Raw genomic sequence first — 6023 nt, 5'->3', positions numbered from 1 at the left:
AATCTTACTGATGAACGACTATGGATTCTACAGTTTCTTGGTGCGCCTTGCAGAAAATATTATCTTCTCAACTGATAGACCTGCGGAATGTGGGTTACTACTCCTTGCATTCACTCTTCAAATCGACAAGTAAAGTAAAAATAGATACCGATTAAGCCTTCAGTATAAGGAAAGCTCATGCCAAAACCTCCTAGCATGATTTGGGCGCTTGATTAAACCATAATTGTTTGAGTTTCCTCAGCAATCATCGATTCATCAGTTGGTTGCTTCACCCGCTCCAGCCATTTTTCAGCCTTGGAGTAGTTGTCTTTTTGTACTTGTTGAATCGCTTGCTTGAAATTCAACTGCACACCCCAGACATCGGTATGGAAACGTTTTTCCTGCTTCATCTTGTCGAAAAATTCGACGGTTTCAATGTGCGAGAGATTGCCCTCGGTTTTGGCGATTGCCATAAACACTTCAAACACATCATCTGCCATCTTCGCGTCACCGCAGACATAGTAATGACATTGCGGATGACACAGTAACTGCCATAATGCTTGTGCATTTTCCTGCATTAAGCCTTGCACGTAGACTTTCTTCTGAGTTAAACGAGAGAAAGCCACTTGCAGATTGGTTAGCACCCCTTGATTTTGCCAGTTCGTCAGTTGCTCGCCATATAGAAAATCACTCTGATTGCGACAGCCAAAGTACAGACAAGCATCTCCTAGCTGTGTTCCCTGATTCTGTAAAGCTTCACGATATTGCAGGAAAGCAATTAGCGGTGATACTCCTGTACCTGGCCCTACCATCAGCATCGGGGAAAGTGGCTCGGCTGGGGGGCGGAAGCCAGAGGTGCGAACACCAATCCGAACTTTTGAGCCAACTTCCAGTCCAGCTAGGTAATTGGAGCAAAGCCCTTGACGCACTTTACCTGCGTCAGTTTGAATTTGCAACACGCCTACCGTAATTTGAATTTGTTGGGGATGCAGTAGCGAACACGAGGAAATGGAGTAAAGCCGTGGCTTTTGCTTCGGCAGCAGTTCCAGCAAGGCTTCTATGGTGATGGGGGCAGAGAGAAATTCATCAAACAGATCAACAACACTCATGAAGTTGTCTGTAATCGTTTTCTTGAACGTAATACTGTCGGGATGATCCTCTCCTTGGCGGAGAATTTCTAACCAAGTTTCCAAACGTTGCTTGTCTTGGGGATTTTGTGCAGATGCGTGCAGATAAGCGAGTAAATCGTTCAACGGTTCCCGCAAGGACAAATCGAGTTCTTCAAACAACAGATGACCAACAGTTGTAGGCACTGCAATAGGTGGCTGGTCTTTAGTTATTCCATCAGGTGTAGTATATTCAGCAGTCAAGTAGACATCAGGAGTAACACTCATTCGCTGACATAAACGATTCACCAGTTCTGGGGGATTGCAAGGATGTACGGCAACGTGATCGCCTGTTTCATATTCTAAATTTGTACCAGAGATATCGAATACGAGATAGCGAGTGGAGCGGCTGCCAGGAATCACTTCTTTGAGTAATTCATCATTGGCAACTAACGGTACTTCAATGCCTCTATCGCTGCTGACGGCTACAGGGGTAACGGTTGCGGCTTCTGCTGCACTTAAAAATTTCACAGTTAGTTTGGGAGTAACGGCAGTTGTGGCATCACCAGATGTCTTATCTGCACCCAACACACGAGAAATCAGTCCTAACCATTCTTTGAAAGTATCGGCTTGTCCCTTAATTTCATCACCTTTTTGTAGTGGTACAACACAATTTGCACCTGCCTTGGCCAGTGCCTTATCGACTGCCATGCCAGCTGCACAAAAGTATTCGTATACAGTGCTGCCAATCCCTAAAACAGAATAGTTTAAGCTATTTAAGGAATTTGCAGGCAGTTGTTTTAGCCGTTGGAGAAATTGCTTGCCGTTACTTGGCATTTCACCGTTGCCGAAAGTGGAGGTGATAATCAGCAGCAGTTTTTCACAAGCAAGGAAATCAACGGGATATTCATCTAGCGCCATTACTTTCGGACAGAATTGCTGTAACTGACGGGCCGCTTTGCGGGCAAACCCTTCAGCAGTTCCCGTTTCAGAAGCATAGAGAATTAAGATTCGATCGCGCTTATTGCTATCTTCATCTGTTGCCGCCATGAATTGCTCTAAATCAATGCCATTTTCCACGTCCCAGCGATCGGCGGCATGGTGATAGGCAGGTTCCAGGTAAAAGTCCCGCATCTGGTGATGCCATACGGGACAGGTACTACCACCTATAGCAGGAACAACCCAACCCCAGTCGCCCGGACATTCCCGCCCCGCTTTCTTCTCCCGTAGATCGTGGGTGAGGAATTGGCGCGAGGCAGTTTGATGATCGACCATTGTCACTTTTGCTTTTTGGAAGGAATGCAGTATGGCAATGTTGAGTTCTAGAGCAACGCGATCGCGCCATAGGGTTTGCTCAGAACTGGTATCCAGCTTCAGGACTTGGGCGATTTCCTCCATTTTGTTGTAGCGGTACTCATCTAGGAAATCGCGCATGATTTCGGTGTCCATGTACCAGCCATTGAAAGGGATGCAGCCGTAGTGGATACCACCAATGTGAACGGAGAAATTACTAATCGCCGGAATGGCATACCAGCGCATTCCCATGTCTCTAAATTCTGGAATCGTCGGATGTTCGATTGGCACTTCCAGTACTTCTTCGGGCTGCCAGTGATACATCCTTGGCTCCTGACCGGGAACCTCGATCACTAGGGGCAAAATGTCATAGGCGTTGCGCGGTTCGGGCGGTTGCCAGCCCATTTTTTTGATGATGGCGTTGGTCAGTGCCAGGTTAGCCGGATCGCCGAGAATGCTACCATCAGGCATCTCATACGCAGCATAACGATAGAGTTGAGAATTCCATATACGCGGCCCCCACCGCTCCTTCGGCTGCTGAGGACGAAAGACAGTCATTGTAATCTGCAAATTGCCACCATTGGTCGCAAACTGAACGTGTTCCTGAAGTTCGCGGAACATTTCATCGGGGTCGCTGACATGACGGCGATCGCGAATCACCATATTGTTCCAGGCAATCCGCCCCACACACTTGGAGGCATTACGCCATGCCACTTGCGCTCCATACGCCAGTTCTTCATAGGTGTGAGTATAGGTTCCCGTCGCGCGAACCTCCTGTTGAATTTCTTTCCAGCGTCGCTCTTTTTCCTCCGGTTCCCATGCTTGTTCCGATGAAATTAGATCGAGGAACTGTTTCGCTTTTTTCAGCAATCGCTCTTGATTCAGCATTGGTAATTTGACCACGTTGATCACGCGCTCAAGCAAGGTCGCCCATCCCTGTTGTAGTTCTGGAGTCAGGTTAGGCACATACCGCTCAAACAGGGCAAACATCGTCTCGCCGATTGCTGGATAGGCGCAGGTTGGGACATTAGCAAAGCTATGCACCTGTCCTAAAATCCGCAATTCTCGTAAGATTTCATCGCTGCTGCCACTTTGTAGGCAACGCACCAAAAATTCCAATGCTTGAAACAGGTGCAGCGACAAGTAATTCATATCTGCCCGTCCAAAAAATGGCAGCACAAATGGGTATTTTTCAAATAAAATTTGGTAAAATTCCATACCCATTTTCTGCTTGTTCTGGCTAAATACTGACCAGGACTCTGCCATTTTTTGCAGTATTTCTGGCGGCAGGGCTTCATTGTAACGCCGGACTGCCGCTGCCATCGGCAAAATAATGTATGTATTAAAAAATTTGTAAAGAGCCGAGTTTGCGCCTTGTTGTAAATCCTCGCGATCGTACTCTTCCAAATACGGGATTGAAGGCAACATCCACATCCATACCTGCCGCGCCTTCACCCAATGCTCTGGGCACATTCCTATATCCGCAAATAATTTGCCATAGTCTTCAACCGTATCAAAGCTGTCCCCTTTTTCCGGTGGCACCCCCATTAACGGTTCACCCACCACCACTTGCGTTTCCGGTTGTAGTTGATGGATGGCACAGTCAAACAACTCATAAAAGAAGTCGCTGGTACTGTCAATCGCTTCCCCAAATAAGTACTCTAGTTCCGGTGACTCTAACAGCAGCCGCTTCAGAAATTTCTCCATCTGAAGTTCTTTCCACGCCCGTAGCTTGTTCCACACATCCTTGACGATCACTTCTTCAGATGGCGTTAGAGAAATCGCTTGGGGAAGCTCAACTTCAACTTTGCCATTATCTTGACCCCGTACCCGTCGCGCTCCATTTGAGTTACCAAACAGCGTGACTGCGCTGCTGTTGCCTTCACTGAAGCCTTGGGTCAAACGCGCTTTCAGCTTAAGCTGGGGTGCATATTCCCAGGTTGTAATTGGAAACTCTAGGTCAGCGTTACGTTCTCCATTCAGGCAATCTTGCGTCGCAAACGTCACGGTGTCCACATCCTGCCAGGGTTGGCTGATATCTCCTTCCCGACAACAAAAAGTAATGGCGATTGTGCAATCCCCTTTGTTTTTCAACTCCACTAACCAGCTTGGCTGCATCCGAGCAAACAAATCTCGTTGCAACAGGGTTTCACCTTCATTCGATACCATCTGCACTCGACATTTATACTTATAGTGTTTGGTATCTGGAGTACCGATAGCAGAAATTTCGGTTAAGTAGATAATGTGTTGCGTGTCGAGCATGGTGTTGGATTTTGGAATAATACAGAGAATTTCGCTTAATTAGGATAAAGAATAGTACATTAGGTAAAGTTTTATCTAGTGATTCTTCATTAAAGTTTCCAATTCTGAGCGATCACTGCGGAAATTTTTTGTTATTGAAGCTACTGTTGGTGATTCGATTTTAGCACTCCTGCTAGTTGGCACGGTGATATTTTTAGCTACTATGAACTTTACGCCGTAGTAAAATTGCTATACCTATACAAGATATCGAAGCCATAACAGTTGATGGTTCCGGAACAGTTTTTGTTTTTTGTGTCTCTAAGAAATTGGACATATCTTCACCAATAATCTGATGTACACGACGAGTGGGATGAATCTCGTCGTAGTAATAATAATTATCAGGTGTTGAACAACCAGGCTCTAATCCAGCAGTAGTGTATAAAAGTTCGCAGGCATCATTTATATTAGTAAGACCATACGCCGCTGGGGTGGAGCGAATTTTGTTGCTAATTGCAACATGGTCATATAGTGCAACTTCAACACCTAATTGCTTATTCAGGGTATCGAGTTGACCGGGAAGGCTTTGATTGATAACATCTCTAAACTTAGCTGCCTGTTGTGAGTATTGCTCAAAAAGCGGTAATGCAGCTAAATCTGTAGAATTTACGACAAAAAACTGTTCTGCCCCTAGCGCTGCAAGTTGTGATATTCCAGAAGCAATATTGTTAACAGCAGCATCAGCTAATGCATCGACGGAACCAGTCTGATTATTAAAAAATCTTTCTAATAAGTCATTTATAGATAAGATATAAAAATGAAGTATAACCCCTTAGAATCTGCCACGCGATTAACTTCTGTTTTATATTGTTCGATTTGACCGAATAAACCTGTATTTTGATATTGATCGAGCCAAGTACTTAAATTGCCATTGCCGCTTTTTGCACCACCTACAGCATAATTGGTTAACTGTAATTTTTCTTGTTTTGCCAGTACCTCAATTGATGTTAATCCGGGATTATTTGTCCATCGACCTTCAGAGTCATATACATCCAATCGGGGAAATATAAATGCTCCAGGCACTCCAGCTTTGACTGCTGCTGCTGTAATTTCAAGTGCTGCCCCATTATCTGAATAGCTATCACCAAAAGCATAAATACGGGAAATGGAGTTGAAAGAAGCGGCAGTAGCGTTATTAATACTTGCACACAAGAAAGCTGCACTACTTACTGCGGCAGTAGCAAATGTCTTCAAAGTAATATTTCTCAGCATAGATAAATGCGTTTCCCCATATCCAAAATTATGTTCTTAGTGTCACCTGTGCTTCTAATAACCTAGACCCATTCCCTTGTAAGGAGTGAGGTTTTTAAAGTCTCTGTTCCTGTTATGGGAAGAATAATCGAAGTA

At 45.1% G+C, this 6023-nt stretch carries 3 protein-coding genes; all 3 read right to left on the bottom strand.

The features are described 5' to 3' along the window. Positions 1 to 212 precede the first annotated feature (212 nt). A complete protein-coding gene (locus HCR01_RS36520) occupies positions 213 to 4640 on the bottom strand; it encodes a nitric oxide synthase oxygenase (RefSeq protein ID WP_193200784.1) in 4428 nt (1475 codons plus the stop codon). Between the two features lie 193 nt (positions 4641 to 4833). Then, the gene (locus tag HCR01_RS41020) at positions 4834 to 5418 is read right to left on the bottom strand and encodes an SGNH/GDSL hydrolase family protein (RefSeq protein WP_413774014.1); all 585 of its coding nucleotides are present in this window, start codon (positions 5416 to 5418) and stop codon (positions 4834 to 4836) included. Beyond that, the gene (locus HCR01_RS36515; RefSeq protein ID WP_193200783.1) at positions 5415 to 5888 is read right to left on the bottom strand and encodes an SGNH/GDSL hydrolase family protein; all 474 of its coding nucleotides are present in this window, start codon (positions 5886 to 5888) and stop codon (positions 5415 to 5417) included. Before HCR01_RS36515 ends, HCR01_RS41020 begins: the two co-directional genes overlap by 4 nt. Positions 5889 to 6023: the final 135 nt, after the last annotated feature.

Origin of the sequence: Nostoc sp. MG11 (assembly GCF_014904695.1) — a bacterium.
In the GTDB taxonomy this organism is placed as follows: Bacteria; Cyanobacteriota; Cyanobacteriia; order Cyanobacteriales; family Nostocaceae; genus Komarekiella.
This window is presented reverse-complemented; position numbering and strand designations above follow the sequence as displayed.

What these genes read in the sequence shown, in the direction of transcription:
- HCR01_RS36520 (WP_193200784.1), bottom strand. Translation starts at nt 4,640, where the DNA reads ATGCTCGACACGCAACACATTATCTACTTAACCGAAATTTCTGCTATC.
- HCR01_RS36515 (WP_193200783.1), bottom strand. Translation starts at nt 5,888, where the DNA reads ATGCTGAGAAATATTACTTTGAAGACATTTGCTACTGCCGCAGTAAGT.